This is a genomic window from Paraburkholderia sp. A1RI-2L, from assembly GCF_048957375.1.
Taxonomy (GTDB): Bacteria; Pseudomonadota; Gammaproteobacteria; order Burkholderiales; family Burkholderiaceae; genus Paraburkholderia.
The window spans coordinates 2,213,177-2,228,824 of record NZ_JARBTA010000001.1; the positions used below are offsets into that span (position 1 = coordinate 2,213,177).

General features: G+C 66.4%; 14 protein-coding genes and 1 pseudogene. 10 read left to right on the plus strand and 5 right to left on the minus strand.

What is annotated here, in order from left to right; translation table 11 throughout:
- Positions 1-9: 9 nt before the first annotated feature.
- Complete coding sequence (gene msrA, locus PWP93_RS10145; RefSeq protein WP_421044399.1) at positions 10-558, minus strand: peptide-methionine (S)-S-oxide reductase MsrA; 549 nt, start codon at positions 556-558, stop codon at positions 10-12.
- Between the two features lie 273 nt (positions 559-831).
- Between msrA and PWP93_RS10150 the strand changes: the two genes are divergently transcribed.
- Positions 832-1,356, plus strand: a complete 525-nt coding sequence (locus PWP93_RS10150; RefSeq protein WP_421042491.1) for a flavin reductase family protein — start codon at positions 832-834, stop codon at positions 1,354-1,356.
- 37 nt (positions 1,357-1,393) lie between these two features.
- Here the strand turns inward: PWP93_RS10150 and PWP93_RS10155 are convergent, their stop codons facing one another.
- Positions 1,394-1,897, minus strand: coding sequence for an Lrp/AsnC family transcriptional regulator (locus PWP93_RS10155; protein ID WP_421042492.1), 504 nt, complete (start codon positions 1,895-1,897; stop codon positions 1,394-1,396).
- Between the two features lie 131 nt (positions 1,898-2,028).
- Here PWP93_RS10155 and kynB point away from each other — a divergent pair, with 131 nt between their 5' ends.
- The 3 genes from kynB to kynA are packed head-to-tail and all read left to right on the plus strand — an operon-like array spanning position 2,029 to position 4,959.
- Entirely contained in the window at positions 2,029-2,667 is a 639-nt protein-coding gene (kynB, locus tag PWP93_RS10160; protein WP_421044400.1) for an arylformamidase, read from the plus strand.
- A gap of 47 nt (positions 2,668-2,714) precedes the next feature.
- Positions 2,715-3,965 carry a kynureninase gene (gene kynU, locus PWP93_RS10165; RefSeq protein WP_421044401.1) on the plus strand — a complete coding sequence of 417 codons (1,251 nt, stop codon included), beginning with the start codon at positions 2,715-2,717 and terminating at the stop codon, positions 3,963-3,965.
- Between the two features lie 10 nt (positions 3,966-3,975).
- Positions 3,976-4,959 (plus strand): tryptophan 2,3-dioxygenase, encoded by a 984-nt coding sequence (gene kynA / locus PWP93_RS10170; protein ID WP_421044402.1) that lies wholly within the window; start codon positions 3,976-3,978, stop codon positions 4,957-4,959.
- Positions 4,960-5,058: 99 nt separating this feature from the next.
- Here kynA and purM read toward each other — a convergent pair whose 3' ends face one another.
- Entirely contained in the window at positions 5,059-6,132 is a 1,074-nt protein-coding gene (gene purM / locus PWP93_RS10175) for a phosphoribosylformylglycinamidine cyclo-ligase (RefSeq protein ID WP_421042496.1), read from the minus strand.
- A gap of 190 nt (positions 6,133-6,322) precedes the next feature.
- Between purM and hda the strand changes: the two are divergent.
- The 6 genes and pseudogenes from hda to panB all read left to right on the plus strand — a co-directional run.
- Positions 6,323-7,042 (plus strand): annotated as a pseudogene (hda, locus tag PWP93_RS10180) (DnaA regulatory inactivator Hda); the annotation flags it as partial.
- Positions 7,043-7,662: 620 nt separating this feature from the next.
- Positions 7,663-8,349, plus strand: coding sequence for an HAD family hydrolase (locus tag PWP93_RS10185; RefSeq protein WP_421044403.1), 687 nt, complete (start codon positions 7,663-7,665; stop codon positions 8,347-8,349).
- Positions 8,346-9,962 (plus strand): polynucleotide adenylyltransferase PcnB, encoded by a 1,617-nt coding sequence (pcnB, locus tag PWP93_RS10190; RefSeq protein ID WP_421044404.1) that lies wholly within the window; start codon positions 8,346-8,348, stop codon positions 9,960-9,962. Before PWP93_RS10185 ends, pcnB begins: the two co-directional genes overlap by 4 nt.
- Before the next feature lie 66 nt (positions 9,963-10,028).
- On the plus strand, positions 10,029-10,622 hold the full coding sequence (gene folK, locus PWP93_RS10195; RefSeq protein ID WP_421044405.1) for a 2-amino-4-hydroxy-6-hydroxymethyldihydropteridine diphosphokinase: 594 nt from the start codon (positions 10,029-10,031) through the stop codon (positions 10,620-10,622).
- Positions 10,619-11,302, plus strand: coding sequence for a deoxynucleoside kinase (locus PWP93_RS10200; RefSeq protein ID WP_421044406.1), 684 nt, complete (start codon positions 10,619-10,621; stop codon positions 11,300-11,302). Before folK ends, PWP93_RS10200 begins: the two co-directional genes overlap by 4 nt.
- Before the next feature lie 42 nt (positions 11,303-11,344).
- Positions 11,345-12,160 (plus strand): 3-methyl-2-oxobutanoate hydroxymethyltransferase, encoded by an 816-nt coding sequence (gene panB, locus PWP93_RS10205; RefSeq protein WP_421044407.1) that lies wholly within the window; start codon positions 11,345-11,347, stop codon positions 12,158-12,160.
- Positions 12,161-12,266: 106 nt separating this feature from the next.
- Here the strand turns inward: panB and pabB are convergent, their stop codons facing one another.
- Together pabB and dnaJ are read right to left on the minus strand one after the other, a co-directional pair.
- On the minus strand, positions 12,267-14,174 hold the full coding sequence (gene pabB / locus PWP93_RS10210) for an aminodeoxychorismate synthase component I (protein ID WP_421044408.1): 1,908 nt from the start codon (positions 14,172-14,174) through the stop codon (positions 12,267-12,269).
- 47 nt (positions 14,175-14,221) lie between these two features.
- Entirely contained in the window at positions 14,222-15,355 is a 1,134-nt protein-coding gene (gene dnaJ / locus PWP93_RS10215; RefSeq protein ID WP_421044409.1) for a molecular chaperone DnaJ, read from the minus strand.
- Between the last annotated feature and the right edge of the window lie 293 nt (positions 15,356-15,648).

The window sequence follows — 15,648 nt, forward strand, 5'->3', positions numbered from 1 at the left end:
AGCGCTACGTCACTCGGCCTTGAGCCGGTGCGCGAACTTCTGGCGGAACTTGGCCACCTTGGGCGCCACCACGAACGCGCAATAACCCTGATTCGGGTGCTGCGCGAAGTAGTTCTGGTGATACGCCTCGGCCGGGAAATAGTTGCCGTTGAGCGGCAGCACCTGCGTGACGATCTCGCCGTCGTACACACCCTCTGCTTTCAACTCGCGAATGGCCTGCAGCGCCGTCTCGCGCTGCGCCTCCGAGTGCGTGAAGACCACCGAGCGGTACTGGGTGCCGACGTCGTTGCCCTGGCGGTTCAACTGGGTCGGATCGTGAATCGCGAAGAAGATGTCCAGAATCTCGCGGTAGCCGATCTTCGCCGGATCGAAATCCACTTTCACGACTTCGGCGTGGCCGGTGTCGCCATCGCACACCTGCTCATAGGACGGGTTCGGGGCATGGCCGCCCGCGTAGCCCGATTCCACCGCCATTACGCCATCCACGCGCAGAAAAACCGCTTCCAGGCACCAGAAACATCCGCCGCCGAGCGTGGCGGTTTCGATCGTCTGAGTCATGCTGAACTCTCCATTGTTGCCGCGCGGGCCCTCCCGCTTCGGGGCCCTCGCACATTTGCGGGGATTGCCGCTCCGTCCCTGCGCCGTCTCGCGCAACCAGGCCGATGAGCCGTCGCCCGCCGCTTTTCGTTAAAATTGGGACAATTCGCCGAAATTACACATGACGTTCACATCGACTTCCGCTTGCGCCGCCGGTACCGCTCACGCCGCGTGCGCCGCCATCCCCGTCCAGCCCGCGCCGGACACGCGCCCCAACGCCCGGGGCCTGCGCTCATGACCCGCCGCGCCAGCCCGCCCAACTTCGACGACGGCGCGTTCCGCCGTGCGCTCAGCCAGTTCGCCACCGGTGTGACGGTCATCACGACGCGCGCGCCCGACGGCCAGCTGATCGGCATCACCGCGAGCTCGTTCAACTCCGTCTCGCTCACGCCACCGCTCGTGCTGTGGAGTCTCGCCACGCGATCGGCTTCGATGCCGGTGTTCCGCAGCAACAGCCATTATGTGGTGAATGTGCTCGCCGCGTCGCAGCTCGACTTGTGCAAGCGCTTCGCCACCGTGAAGGGCGACCGCTTCGAAGGCGTCTCGCATGCGGCCGGCGACTCCGGCATGCCCGTGCTCGACGGCGCCATCGCCTGGTTCGAGTGCCATAACCGCAGCCGCTACGACGAAGGCGATCACGTGATCTTCGTCGGCGAGGTTGAGCGCTGCGGCGTTCGCGAACCCGGCAAGGACGACCAGGGCAGCGCCGCGCCGCTCGTCTTCCACGGCGGCGCATTTCACCAGCTGCAACCGCTCTAGACCCGCTCCAGGCGAGCCAAACGCAACCGAAGCGGCGTTATGAAGCCTTCGGCTCGCCGCGATGGGCGATCAGGTCGACCGGCAGCCCCGCCTCGACCTTGAGCGTCGTGAGCACGATATTCGAGCGGATATCCATCACGCCCGGCGCCTTGTAGAGCTTGTTGAGCACGAAGTCCGAGTAGTGCTTGAGGTTGTGCGCGAGCACGCGCAGCAGATAGTGCGTCTCGCCGGTCACCACATAAGCGCCCACCACTTCGGGCCAGTCGCGCAGCGCGGAGACGAAGCGCTCGTGCCAGCTCTCCTGGTCGTTGCGCATCGAGACCTGCACGAAGGCCTCCATTTCGAAGCCGAGCACTTCCCGATTCAGGCACGCGCGATAGCGCTCCACCACGCCCTGCTCCTCCAGCAAGCGCAGCCGCCGCAGGCACGCGGAAGGCGACAGCGAAATACGCTCGGCCAGATCGAGATTGCTGATGCGCCCCTCGTTCTGAAGCACCGCAAGAATCCGGCAATCGGTTGCATCAAGCGAGATAGCGTTCATATTTGGTCTCCGTTCCCGTCTTGAATCAAATTATGTGCCAAGAACTGTAGCGTATGACGTTTTTTTCGCAAGCACATTTCGCGACGAGTTGCCTATCATTCGAAAAACATTGAGACAACCTCGTCAACGCGATGAACGACCTCTGGGACATTTCCCCGCCCATCCGCCCCGAAACGCCCGTCTGGCCAGGCGACACGCCCGTTGGCGTCGAGCGCGTCTGGCGCATGGAAGCCGGCTCGCCGGTCAACGTGGCGCGCGTGACGCTTTCGCCTCACACCGGCGCGCACACCGACGCCCCGCTGCACTACGACGAAGCGGGCGCGCCCATCGGCGCGGTGCCGCTCGACGCCTATATCGGCGCGTGCCGCGTGATTCATTGCGTGGGTGCCGCGCCGCTCGTGCGGCCCGAGCATGTGCAAGCGGCGCTCGCTGGCATCCCGCCGCGCGTGCTGCTGCGCACCTACGCCAAGGCCCCGCAGGAGCGCTGGGACAGCGCGTTTTGCGCCGTCGCGCCCGAGACGATCGACCTGCTGGCTGAGCACGGCGTGCGCCTGATCGGCATCGACACGCCCTCGCTCGACCCGCAGGAATCGAAGACGATGGACGCGCACCACCGCATCCGCGCGCACCGCATGGCGATTCTCGAAGGCATCGTGCTCGACGCCATCGCGCCCGGCGACTACGAACTGATCGCGCTGCCGCTGAAATTCGCCACGCTCGATGCCAGCCCCGTGCGCGCCGTGCTGCGCACGCTGTCCGAGCGCCAATGAACCTTTGCTACCTCCGCCCCAACACCTCACTGCCCCGAAGAACCCCTATGAACGACCGTAACGAAGCCCTGGCGCTCGATCGCGCCGATCCGCTCGCCGCGCTGCGCGAGCAATTCGCGCTCGCGCCCGAAACCATCTATCTCGACGGCAACTCGCTCGGCGTGCCGCCGCGAGCCAGTGCCGCGCGCGCACAAGCCGTGATCGGCGGCGAATGGGGTGAGGGCCTCATCCGCAGCTGGAATACGGCGGGCTGGTTCGCCATGCCGCGGCGCCTCGGCAACAAGCTCGCCCCGCTGATCGGCGCGGCAGAAGATGAAGTCGTGGTCACCGACACCATTTCCATCAATCTCTTCAAGGCGCTTTCCGCCGCGCTGCGCGTCGCAAACGCGCGCGATCCCAAGCGCCGCGTGATCGTCTCCGAGCGCTCGAATTTCCCGAGCGACCTGTACATCGCGCAAGGGCTCATCGAGCAGCTCGACCGCGGCTATGAGCTGCGCCTCGTCGACGACCCGAGCGAGCTGCACGCTGCCGTCCGCGAAGACGTGGCCGTCGCGATGATCACGCACGTGAACTACCGCACCGGCGAAATGCACGACATGCGCGCGCTCACCGCGCACATTCATGCGCAAGGCGCGCTCGCGCTGTGGGACCTCGCGCACTCGGCGGGCGCGGTGCCCGTGGACCTGAACGGCGTGAACGCCGATTACGCGGTCGGCTGCACGTACAAGTACCTGAACGGTGGCCCAGGGTCGCCCGGCTTCGTGTGGGTGGCCAAGCGCAATCAGGACACGTTCTCGCAGCCGCTTTCGGGCTGGTGGGGTCACAAGTCGCCGTTCGAGATGAACCCCGTCTACCGACCGGACAACGGCGTCGGCCGCTATCTGTGCGGTACGCAGCCGATCGTTTCGATGGCGCTCATCGAATGCGGCCTCGATGTCTTCCTGCAGACCGACATGCAGGCGATCCGCCGCAAGTCGCTCGCGCTCACCGACCTCTTCATCGAGCTCGTAGAGACGCGCTGCAAGGAATACCCGCTCACGCTCGTCACGCCGCGCGAGCATGCACGACGCGGCTCGCACGTGAGCTTCGAACATCCGCACGGCTATGAAGTGATGCAGGCGCTGATCGCGCGCGGCGTGATCGGCGATTATCGCGAGCCGCACGTGCTGCGCTTTGGCTTCACGCCGCTGTACCTGCGTTACGTCGATGTGTGGGACGCCGTCGAGACGCTGCGCGACGTGCTCGCGACCGAAAGCTGGCGCAAGCCCGAATTCGCCGCACGCGGCGCGGTGACCTGAGGAGCGCGAAATGACCGATCACATGCACATTCCCGGCGTGCCCGACACCGACTCCTCCCGCACGCCTTCCAGCGCCCCGAATGCCAGCCCGAATGCCAGCGAGCCCGCGCGCGGCGGCTGCCCGTTCGGGCATGGCGCAGCGGCTTCCGCCGCGCCCGTCGCTGCGCAGCCAGGCGAAGGCTGGCACGACGCGCAGCTCGACTTCTCGAAGTCGATGAGCTATGGCGATTACCTCTCGCTCGACTCGGTGCTCAACGCGCAGCATCCGCTCTCGCCCGATCACAACGAGATGCTGTTCATCGTCCAGCATCAGACGAGCGAACTGTGGATGAAGCTCGCGCTCTACGAATTGCGCGCGGCTCTCGCGTGCGTGCATCGCGACGAACTGCCTCCTGCGTTCAAGCAGCTCGCGCGCGTCTCGCGCATTCTCGAACAGCTGGTGCAGGCATGGAATGTTTTGTCCACGCTCACGCCGTCCGAGTACACGGCGATGCGGCCGTATCTGGGCGCTTCGTCGGGGTTCCAGTCGTATCAATACCGGCAGATCGAATTTCTGCTGGGCAACAAGAATGCGCAGATGCTCAAGCCGCACGAGCATCGGCCTGAGGTTCTTGCGCAGGTCAAGGCCACGCTAGAAGCGCCTTCGTTTTATGACGAGGTGATTCGCCTGCTGGCGCGGCGCGGCTTTGCGATCGCGCCGGAACGCCTCGCTCGCGACTGGACGCAGCCGACGCTGCACGATGCGTCGGTGGAAGCGGCCTGGCTCGAGGTCTATCGCAATCCTTCGCAGTACTGGGATCTGTATGAAATGGCCGAGGAACTCGTAGATCTCGAGGATGCGTTCCGGCAGTGGCGGTTCCGCCATGTCACGACGGTCGAGCGGATTATCGGCTTCAAGCAGGGAACCGGTGGGACGAGTGGCGCGCCTTATCTGCGGAAGATGCTGGATGTCGTGCTGTTTCCGGAGCTTTGGCATGTGAGGACGGTGTTGTAAGGCCACGCACACACCAGAAATGAATTCGCGCCGGCCGGCGGGACTTTGGTAAGCCCGCTGGACCGGCGCGAATGTTTTGTGCCGCCAGGAGTGCGCGCGTCAAACCACTACAGTCTGCGCCTCGCCTTCCTTGCTCTCACGCACCACGCCAATCTTCCACACCTGCTCGCCCGCGGCAGCCAGCAGCGAAGCCGCCGCGTCGGCCTGATCGGCCGCCACGATCACGGCCATGCCGATGCCGCAGTTGAACACGCGGTGCATTTCCGCATCGGCCACGCCGCCATGCTTCTGCAGCCACGAGAACAGCGGCGGCAGCGGCCATGCCGCGTGGTTCAGCTCTGCGGTGAGGCCCTCGCGCAGCACGCGCGGGATGTTCTCCACCAGACCGCCGCCGGTGATGTGCGCCATGCCCTTCACAGCAATGGTTTCCATCAGCTTGAGTAGCGGCTTCACGTAGATGCGCGTGGGCGCCATCAGCGCGTCCGCCAGCGAGCGGCCGTCGAAGTCGGCGTTCATGTCCGGGTTCGCACGCTCGATGATCTTGCGCACGAGCGAGAAGCCGTTCGAATGGATGCCGCTCGACGCGAGACCCAGCACGACGTCGCCGGGGACGATCGTGCTGCCGTCGATGATCTTGCTCTTCTCCACCGCGCCAACCGCGAAGCCCGCGAGATCGTATTCGCCGTCGGGGTACATGCCCGGCATTTCCGCCGTTTCGCCGCCGATCAGCGCGCAGCCCGAGAGCTCGCAGCCCTGGGCGATGCCCTTCACGACCGTGGCGGCCGTATCCACATCAAGCTTGCCGCAGGCGAAGTAGTCGAGGAAGAACAGCGGCTCGGCGCCCTGCACGAGGATGTCGTTCACGCTCATGGCGACGAGATCCTGGCCGACCGTGTCGTGTTTGTTCAGATGAAACGCGAGGCGCAGCTTGGTGCCCACGCCGTCGGTGCCCGACACGAGCACGGGCTCCTTGTACTTCTTCGGCACTTCGAAGAGCGCGCCGAATCCGCCGATGCCGCCCATCACGCCTTCGCGCAGGGTCTTCTTCGCAAAGGGCTTGATGCGATCGACGAGCGCGTCGCCCGCGTCGATGTCCACGCCCGCGTCACGGTAGGAGAGGCCTTGCTCCTGCGCTTGGTCCTGATTAGCGGGGCCGGATTTCGGTTGATTCATGGGGAAGAGGCAGAAGGTCGGTAAAATGCGATTTTAACCGATTGACGGCTCCCCGCCGCCGCCGCTTGCGTCAGGACGCGCGAGTTTTTGGTCGTAGCGGGATGGGCCTGTCAGCGGGAAACCACGTTTTGTCGCCGAACCTGCCTATTTTCAAGCGATAACTGACACACCGCCTTCGGCCAGACACACCGTGCAGCGACAGCTAACGCTCGATCTCGGCACCCCGCCGCCATCGACCTTCGACAACTTTCATACCGGCGCCAATGCGGAGCTGGTCGCGCGGCTGCGCGGGCTCGACGCCGCGCTCGCGGCAGGCCCCGCCGTGGACCCGAAGACCGACCGCACGTTCTATGTCTGGGGGGAGCCCGGCAACGGCCGCTCGCATCTGCTGCACGCGCTCGCGTTCGAGGCGCCGCCTGGCCACGTCCGCTACATCGGGCCGAAGAGCGGTCTCGCCGCGTTTACGTTCGATGCCCGCGTGCCGATTTACGCGGTCGACGACTGCGACGCGCTCTCGGGCGCCCAGCAGATCGCCCTGTTCAATCTGTTCAACGAGGTGCGTTCGCACCCGAACACGGCGCTCGTCGCGACCGGTAACGCGCCGCCGATGGGGCTCGCCGTGCGCGAGGACCTGCGCACGCGCCTTGGCTGGGGTCTCGTGTTCCACCTCGCGCCGCTCTCGGACGCGGGCAAGGCTGCCGTGCTCAAGCAGGCGGCGCGCGAGCGCGGCATCAATCTCGCCGACGACGTGCCCGCTTACCTGCTCACGCACTTCCGGCGCGACATGCCGAGCCTGATGCGCCTGCTCGACGCGCTCGACCGCTTCTCGCTCGAGCAAAAGCGCGCGGTAACGCTGCCGCTGCTGCGCACGATGCTGGCGAATAGCGAGGCGGGGCCGGGCGAAACGGATGCCGCCGCCGTTGCGCGCATCGAAGCCGCAACGGCCGCTGACCATCTGGACGAGGCCAGAACGACGCCGCAGACGGAAGAACACAACGCGCCCGCGCATGCCGGCAACCATGCGCAAGGCGTCGAGCTGGAGCTATTTCCGTCTCACGACACACCGAACGCCGCAGCCCCGGCGGAGCCGTCCAGCGCTGCGTACGAAGCGCCGCGGGCGCCCGCGCTGCAACCGCGCGCGCCGCTCGGCGCGCCGCCGTTCCAGCCGCCGACCGACAATGTCGAAGGCGAACTGGGGGCCAGATTCCGCGACGTCGTCCACCGCGAGCTGGGCGCCGAACTCCAGGGTGAAGTGGAAGCCGATGTCAGCGGCGAGATGAACGGCGAGCTCGATGGCGACCTCGATCCCTCCACCGAGCCTGCCGATCCCGCCACGTCCACCGAGCCCGCCGCGTCCACCGAGCCCGCCGATCCAGCACCGCCCGGCGCCACGCGCGAAGCCCCGCCCGCCGAGCCCGCGGCGGCGAATCCACCGGCGTCGGCGCCGGCGTCCGAACCCTCTTCCGTATCGCCGGACGCCGCAGCCGGCGCCGGCAACGGCATCACCCGCTTCAAGTAAAATGAGCGCCCATGGCTAATCTCGCACTTTTTGATCTCGATCACACGCTGATCCCCACTGACAGCGACTACGAATGGGGCCGCTTCATGGTGAAGCTTGGCATCGTCGACGCCGAACGCTTCGCGGAGCAGAACGACCGCTTCTACGCCGACTACAAGGCCGGCCAGCTCGACATCCAGGCGTACCTGCTCGCCATGCTCACGCCGCTCGCGAAGTATTCGCGCGCGCAGTTGAAGGAATGGCACGACCAGTATATGCACGAGGTGATCAACCCGACCATCGTGCCGGCCGCGCTCGAACTCGTGAAACAGCACAAGGAAGCGGGCGACCTCTGCTGCGTGGTCACGGCCACCAACGAATTCATCACGGCGCCCATCGCCGGGGTGTTCGGCGTGGACAAGCTGATCGCCTGCGAAGTCGAAACCGTGGACGGCCATCCGGCGTCTGCCTTCACCGGCCGACCGACCGGCACGCCGAGCTACCGCGAGGGCAAGATCGTGCGCGTGGAGGCCTGGCTGGCCTCGCTCGGCAAGCGCTGGTCCGATTTCGAGCACAGCTACTTCTATAGCGACTCGCACAACGACATTCCGCTGCTCGAAAAAGTCACCGACCCGATCGCGACCAACCCCGACGACACCCTGCGCGCGCATGCGCAACAAGCAGGCTGGCGCATCCTCGATTTGTTCCAGGCATCGTGATCAAGAAATTCATCCGCAAACTGTTTGGCCAGGACGACGCCTCCGCGACCCAGGGCGCCCCGGCCAGCGACACCGCATTGGCTGCGGCGTCGCATGAAAGCGAAGCCGCGGGCGAGGCCACGACGCGCCCGCGCCGCAAGACGGTCACCGCGAAGAAAGCCACCAGGCCCGGCGCGGGCCAGGGCGCCGGCGACCCGGCCACGCCCGTCGTCCTCTCCGCCGATATCCACGGCATCGATCCCTCGCTCATCTCGCGTAACGCCGTACGCGTGACCGACGGCCTGCAGCAAGCGGGCTTTCGCGCGTTCATCGTGGGCGGTGCGGTGCGCGACCTGCTGCTCGGCGTCGCGCCCAAGGACTTCGACGTGGCCACCGACGCCACGCCCGATCAGGTGCAGAAGCTGTTCCGCCGTGCCCGCATCATCGGCCGGCGCTTCCAGATTGTGCACGTGCAGTTTGGCCAGGAGATCATCGAAGTCTCGACCTTCCGCGCGCTCGTGGACGCTCCGCCCGCCGAGGCCGCCGGTGGAGCGGGCCACAAGCGCCTGCGCCGCGACGAGCTCGACCGCAAGACGCACCACGTGGACGCGAGCGGCCGGGTGCTGCGCGACAACGTCTGGGGCGAGCAGCACGAAGACGCCACGCGCCGCGACTTCACGATCAACGCGATGTACTACGACCCGTCCACGCAGACGGTGCTCGACTATCACAACGGCATGGCCGACATGCGCGCGCGCCTGCTGCGCATGATCGGCGACCCGGCCACGCGCTTCCGCGAAGACCCGGTGCGCATGATGCGCGTGGTGCGTTTCGCGGCGAAGCTCGGCTTTGAGATCGAAGCCCACACGCGTGCGCCGATCCAGGAGCTCGCGGACCTCATCAACAACGTGCCGGCGGCGCGTCTGTTCGACGAGATGCTCAAGCTGCTGCTCTCGGGCCACGCGCTCGAGTGCCTCAAGTGGCTGCGCAAGGAAGGCCTCCATCACGGCCTGCTGCCCCTGCTCGACGTGATTCTCGAGCAGCCGCAGGGCGAGCGCTTCATCACGCTCGCGCTCTCGAACACCGATGCGCGCGTGCGCGCGGGCAAGCCGGTCTCGCCGGGCTTCCTGTTCGCGACGCTGCTGTGGCACGACGTGCAGCAGCGCCTGCAGCAATACACGGCCGAGGGCGAATTCCCCGTGCCGGCGCTGCATCGCGCGATGGACGACGTGATCGACGCGCAAACCGAAAAGCTCGCGATCCATCGCCGCTACTCGTCGGACATGCGCGAGATCTGGGGCCTGCAACTGCGCCTCGAAAAACGCGGCCGCAGCGCGATCAAGCTGCTGGAACACCCTCGCTTCAGAGCGGGGTATGATTTCCTCCTGTTGCGCTGCGAATCGGGCGAGCTCGACGCCGAAGTGGGCCAGTGGTGGACCGACTTCATCAGCGGCGACCCGGCCGCACGCGAGACGCTGCTCGCCCAAGGCGGCAGCAAGGAACGCGCGCCGCGCAAGCGCCGCCGCCGTGGCGGCGCGAAGAACCGCAAGACGGGCGAAGCCGCCGCGGGCGCCGAAAGCGCCGCAGCGGCCTCCGTCGATGGCGGGGGCAACGACGAGCCGCACGAGGACTGAAGCCATGCAGCACGCAACCCGGCGCAGGCAGGTCGAATGCACTCGCGCAACACAGGAAGTGAAGCCATGACGGTTGCCTGGCTCGGAATCGGCGCGAATCTGGGGGATGCTCGCCAGACCCTCAAGGACACGGTGGTGTGTCTCGCGCAGCAGCACACCATCACCGTGCTCGCCAAATCGAGTCTGTACCGCACCGCGCCCATCGACGCGGGCGGCGACGACTATTTCAACTGCGTCGTGAAGCTCGATACACGGCTAACGGTGCGCGAGCTGCTCGGCCTGTGCCATCGCATCGAGCACCACTTCGGCCGCGAGCGTCCGTTTCGCAACGCGCCGCGCACGCTCGACATCGACATCCTGCTGTACGGCGAAGCGATCATCGACGAGCCCGACCTGATCGTGCCGCATCCGCGCATGACGGGCCGCGCGTTCGTGCTCGCGCCGCTCGCCGAGATCGATCCCGAGCTCGCCATTCCGGGCCAGGGCGTGGTCAGCAGCTTCTTGCCCGCCGTCGCGCAACAGCGCATCGAAAAATTGAAGCCGCTGTGCCAGTGTCTCGCCGACCCCGAAGCGGGCAAGTCCACGGGCGTTGCGGCCGATCCCAGCGATTCCGCCGCCTCCGCCGATAACACGCCGCGCTCTTCGGGCACCTGCCGATGAGCACGCCTCTGTCTTTCGCCACCACGGTCTCCGCACGCCCCGCCGCGCTCCAGTACATTGCGATCGAAGGGCCGATCGGCTCGGGCAAGACGCCGCTCGCGACGCGTCTGGCCGAGCGCTGGTCGATGCAGACGCTGCTCGGCTCGCGCGCGGACAACCCGTTTCTCGAACGCTTCTACCGTGACACGTCGCGCCACGCGCTGGCCGCGCAACTCGCGGTGGCGCTGCAGCGCGAGCATCTGTCGCGGCAAGTGGCTGCGCAGCTTGCCGCCGGCACCCCGCTCGTGACGAATTTCCTTGCCGAGCGCAACGAGCTGTTCGCGCGCCTGACGCTCGCCGAAGAAGAGCTGCAGCTGTTTCAGGCACTCGCCGCGCGCCTGCGCGTGGCGTCGCCGCCGCCCGACCTCGTGGTGTATCTGCAGGCGAGCCCTGAAGCGCTCTATGCGCGCATCCAGAAACGCGCGGTGGCGGCGGAGCAGCACATCTCCGACACCTTCCTGCGGGCGCTGTGCGACAGCTACAACGAATTTTTCTATCATTACGACCGTGCGCCGGTGCTGACAGTGGGCGTCGAGAATCTGAACCCGCTCGACTCCGACGCGGACCTTGCGCTGATCGTCGAGCGTATCGAATCGATGCGCGGCCGCAAGGAATCGTTCGTCAAGGGCGCGACGCTTTGAGCGGCGCGCCGTCCGGCATTCCCTTTCCCTAACGGACTCCCCATGACTTACCTGCAGGAAACGAGCCGTAGCGCGGTCACCGTGCCCAAGCTCCAGGCGATGCGCGACGCTGGCGAGAAGATCTCGATGCTCACGTGCTACGACGCGAGCTTCTCGGCGCTATGCGACCGCGCAGGCGTGGATACGGTGCTGATCGGCGACTCGCTCGGCAATGTGCTCCAGGGCCATGCCACGACGCTGCCCGTCACCATCGACGACATCGCCTATCACACGGCCTGCGTCGCGCGCGCGCAACCGAAGGCGCTGATCATCGCCGATCTGCCGTTCGGCACGTTCGGCACACCCGAGGACGCCTTCGCGAATTCGGTGAAGCTCATGCGTGCGGGCGCGCAGATGGTGAAAATCGAGGGCGGCGAGTGGCTCGCGCCCACGGTGAAAATGCTGGTCGAGCGCGCGGTGCCGGTGTGCGCGCACATCGGCCTCACGCCGCAATCGGTGCACGCGTTCGGCGGCTTCAAGGTGCAGGGCAAGACCGATGCGGCCGCCGTGCAGCTCGTGCGCGACGCGCTGGCGCTCGAAGCCGCGGGCGCTCAGCTCGTGGTGATCGAGGCGGTGCCGGCGACGCTCGGCGCACAAGTCACGAAGCAGTTGCGCATTCCGACCATCGGCATTGGCGCGGGCCTCGATTGCTCGGGCCAGGTGCTCGTGCTGCACGACATGCTCGGGATCTTCCCCGGCAAGCGTCCGCGCTTCGTGAAGGACTTCATGGCGGGACAGCCCGATATCGAATCGGCCGTGCGCGCCTATGTGACGGCGGTGAAGGAAGGCACGTTCCCTGGACCCGAGCACGCGTTCTGATCGCGTGCTGCCTCAAAAGAAAAAAGCGCGCCCTTGCTGGGCGCGCTTTTTTTATGCCGGTGCGTCTACCACGCGCTCATCGAATCAAGCGCAAATCAAGTGCGTATCAAGCGCGTATCAAGCGCGCCGCCACGGCCCCGCGCAGCGCGTTGGTCAGCACGAGCGCCTCGGCGTTCAGCACGTCGTCGCGCGTAAGCACACGCTCGCGCGCCCCGAACGCCGCATCGTCGAGCAGCACGCCGCGCATAACGCCGGGCAACAGCCCCGACGCCAGCGGCGGCGTCCACCATTGCCCATCGCGCTTCACGAACACGTTCGAGCGCCCGCCTTCGGTCAGCTCGTCGCGCTCGTTGAAGAACAGCATGTCGAAGCCACCCTGCGTTTCGGCCTCGCGCCATGCGCGGTCGAACTCGGCGCGCCGCGTCGACTTGTGCAACAGCAGCGCATCGCCTGACGCAACTGGCGCGAAGCCGTGATCCGGCGCGAGCAGCACGCCAACGGTGTCGTGAGCGAGCGGGGCAAGCGGCGCGCTGGTCAGCGTTGCCACGCCACTCTTGCCGAGCGCGAGCCGCAGCCGATGCGGCACGTCCGCTTCCGAGAACGCAGCACACGCCTCAACGAGACGCTCGCGCAACGCTTCCACATCGCACGGAAAACCGAACCAGGCCGCCCCCGCCGCAAGCCGCGCGAGATGGCGCTCGATATGACGCACGCCCTGCGCGCGCGTCGCATACATCGTTTCGAAGAGTTCGATGCCGGGATCGGCCTCGGTGAGAAAACGCGCTTTCAAGCGGCACTCGTCGTATTCATCGGCCGCTACGCTGTCCAGCACGATGCCCGCGCCCACGCCCATCTCGCCGCGCCGCATTGCGCCATCGCCGGCGCTGGGGGCGTCGAGCGTGAGCGTGCGGATCACGACCGAGAGACAGAAATCACCACAGGCCTCGCCTTCTCCAGGAGCGTCCAGCCAGCCGATGGTGCCCGTGTAGAGCCCGCGCGGGCTATGCTCGAGCGCCTCGATCAATTCCATCGTGTGGTGCTTGGGCGCGCCCGTGATCGAGCCGCATGGGAACAGTGCGCGCATCGCGTCGGCGAAGGTCGTGCCGGGGCGCAGTTTCGCCTCCACCGTGGAGGTCATCTGCCAGACCGAGGCATACGGCTCCACGCTGAAGAGCGCGGGCACGCGCACCGATCCCGTCTGCGCGACGCGTGACACGTCGTTGCGCAGCAAGTCGACGATCATCACGTTTTCGGCGCGATTCTTGGGGTCGCTCGCGAGGAATTGCGCGGCGGCGGCATCTTCGGCGGCATCGGCGCGACGCGCGGTGGTGCCTTTCATCGGCTTCGCGCGCAACGTTTCGCCGTGCTTCTCGACGAACAGTTCCGGCGAGCACGAGAGCACCCAGCGATCGCCCGGCAACGCGATGAGCGCGCCGTAACGCACGCGCTGGCGCTCGCGCAGGCGCCGGTACAACGCCACCGGTGCGCCGAACGCCTCGAAGCCCAACCGGTACGTGTAGTTAATCTGATACGAGTCGCCGATGCGAAGCGCGTCCTGCACCGCACCGATGTCGCGCTCGAAGCGCTCGCGGTCGACGCCCATCGTCACACCGGCAATGCCAGCCGGCGCGGGGGCCGCGCTGCCCTCGCGCGCGGCGAGCCACGCGTCGGTCTCGTCGCGCGAAAGCCGCTCGCAGCGCGCGAACAATAAAAAACGCAACGCGGCGTGGCCGTGCTGCGTTTCGCTAGATGAGGCGTCGCGCTTCGCGAATTCGAGCGCGCGCCCGAATTCGTAGTCGCCGAGCACGAGCGCATGAAGGGCCGCGCCTGCTCCTGCACTCAATGCTGCATTGACTTCGCGGCACGCCGCGTCGAGATCCGCCGCGCGCTCGCACGCGATCTCGCGCACGAACCCCGTATACAGGCGGCTCGAACGGCTCGCCGCCGTCGAGTCGCCATCGTCGAGCAGCGCGAAAATCGCGTCGCTGGCCGCGCCGCCTTGATTCACTGCCATTGAACGTTACCGCCTGCCTGCTACCGCACGAAATCCCGACGCGTGCATTAATCGAAGAAGCTCTTTACGCGGTCGAACCAGCTCTTGCTCTGCGGACTGTGGCGCGAGCCACCTTCCACGAGCGACTTCTCGAACTGCTGGAGCAAATCGCGTTGCTGCTCGGTGAGCTTGACCGGCGTTTCGACCTGCACATGCACGTACAGATCGCCGGCGATACTCGAACGCAGACCCTTGATGCCCTTGCCGCGCAGACGGAAAGTCTTGCCCGACTGCGTGCCCTCGGGCACCGTGAAGCTCGCGCGGCCTGCCAGCGTCGGCACTTCGATCTCGCCGCCGAGCGCCGCCGTGGTGAACGGAATCGGCATCTGGCAATGGAGGTCGTCGCCGTCGCGCTCGAAGACCGCGTGCTGCTTGATGTGGATCTCGACATAGAGATCGCCCGACGGCCCGCCGTTGATGCCCGGCTCGCCGTTGCCGGCCGAGCGAATGCGCATCCCGTCGTCGATGCCCGCCGGAATCTTCACTTCGAGCGTCTTGGTTTCCTTCACCTTGCCCGCGCCGTGGCAATTCGTGCAAGGCTCGGGAATATAGGAGCCCGTGCCGTGGCACTTCGGGCAGGTCTGCTGGATGCTGAAGAAGCCCTGCGACATGCGCACCTGGCCCGAACCGTGACAGGTCGGACAGGATTCAGGCTTGGTGCCGGGCTTCGCGCCCGAGCCGTGGCAGACCTCGCAGCTGCTCCAGCCCGGCACGCGAATTTGCGTCTCGTAGCCGTGCGCCGCCTGCTCCAGCGTGATTTCCATGCTGTAGCGCAGGTCCGCGCCGCGATACACCTGCGGGCCGCCGCGCGCGCCACGGCCACCGCCGGCCGCCTGGCCGAAAATATCGCCGAAGATGTCACCGAAAGCGTCCGCGAAACCACCGAAGCCCTGCGCACCCGCGCCGCCCATGTTGGGATCGACACCCGCATGGCCGTACTGGTCGTAAGCCGCGCGCTTTTGCGAGTCCGACAGCATCTCGTAGGCTTCTTTCACCTCCTTGAAATGCTCTTCCGCATCCTTGCTGTCCGGATTGCGGTCGGGGTGATACTTCATCGCAAGCTTGCGATACGCCTTCTTGATTTCGTCGTCGCTCGCGTTCTTCGCGACGCCCAGAACCTCGTAGTAATCCCGTTTCGCCATATCGGTTCAACGCCGGCCGCGCACCTTTCCCGCACGCGCCGGCTCCTCTTGAATGCTGGATCTCGTGACCCGTTTGCCGCTCCTTCGCACCTTCCGCGCGCGGGCGCTTTCGCGCCCCGGCGGCCCCTGCAAGAGAACGGCCTCCATAAAACAAATGTGCCCGGAGAGCCAAAAGGCCCGCCAGGCGCTGCAATGCCGAAGCGCATCGTAACCGATGCGGCCGGGCTTGGGTCGGCTCAGTCCTTTCGATCCGGGCCGCTGATCGAAGCATCCAGAGCGAAGCGCGCCGGATG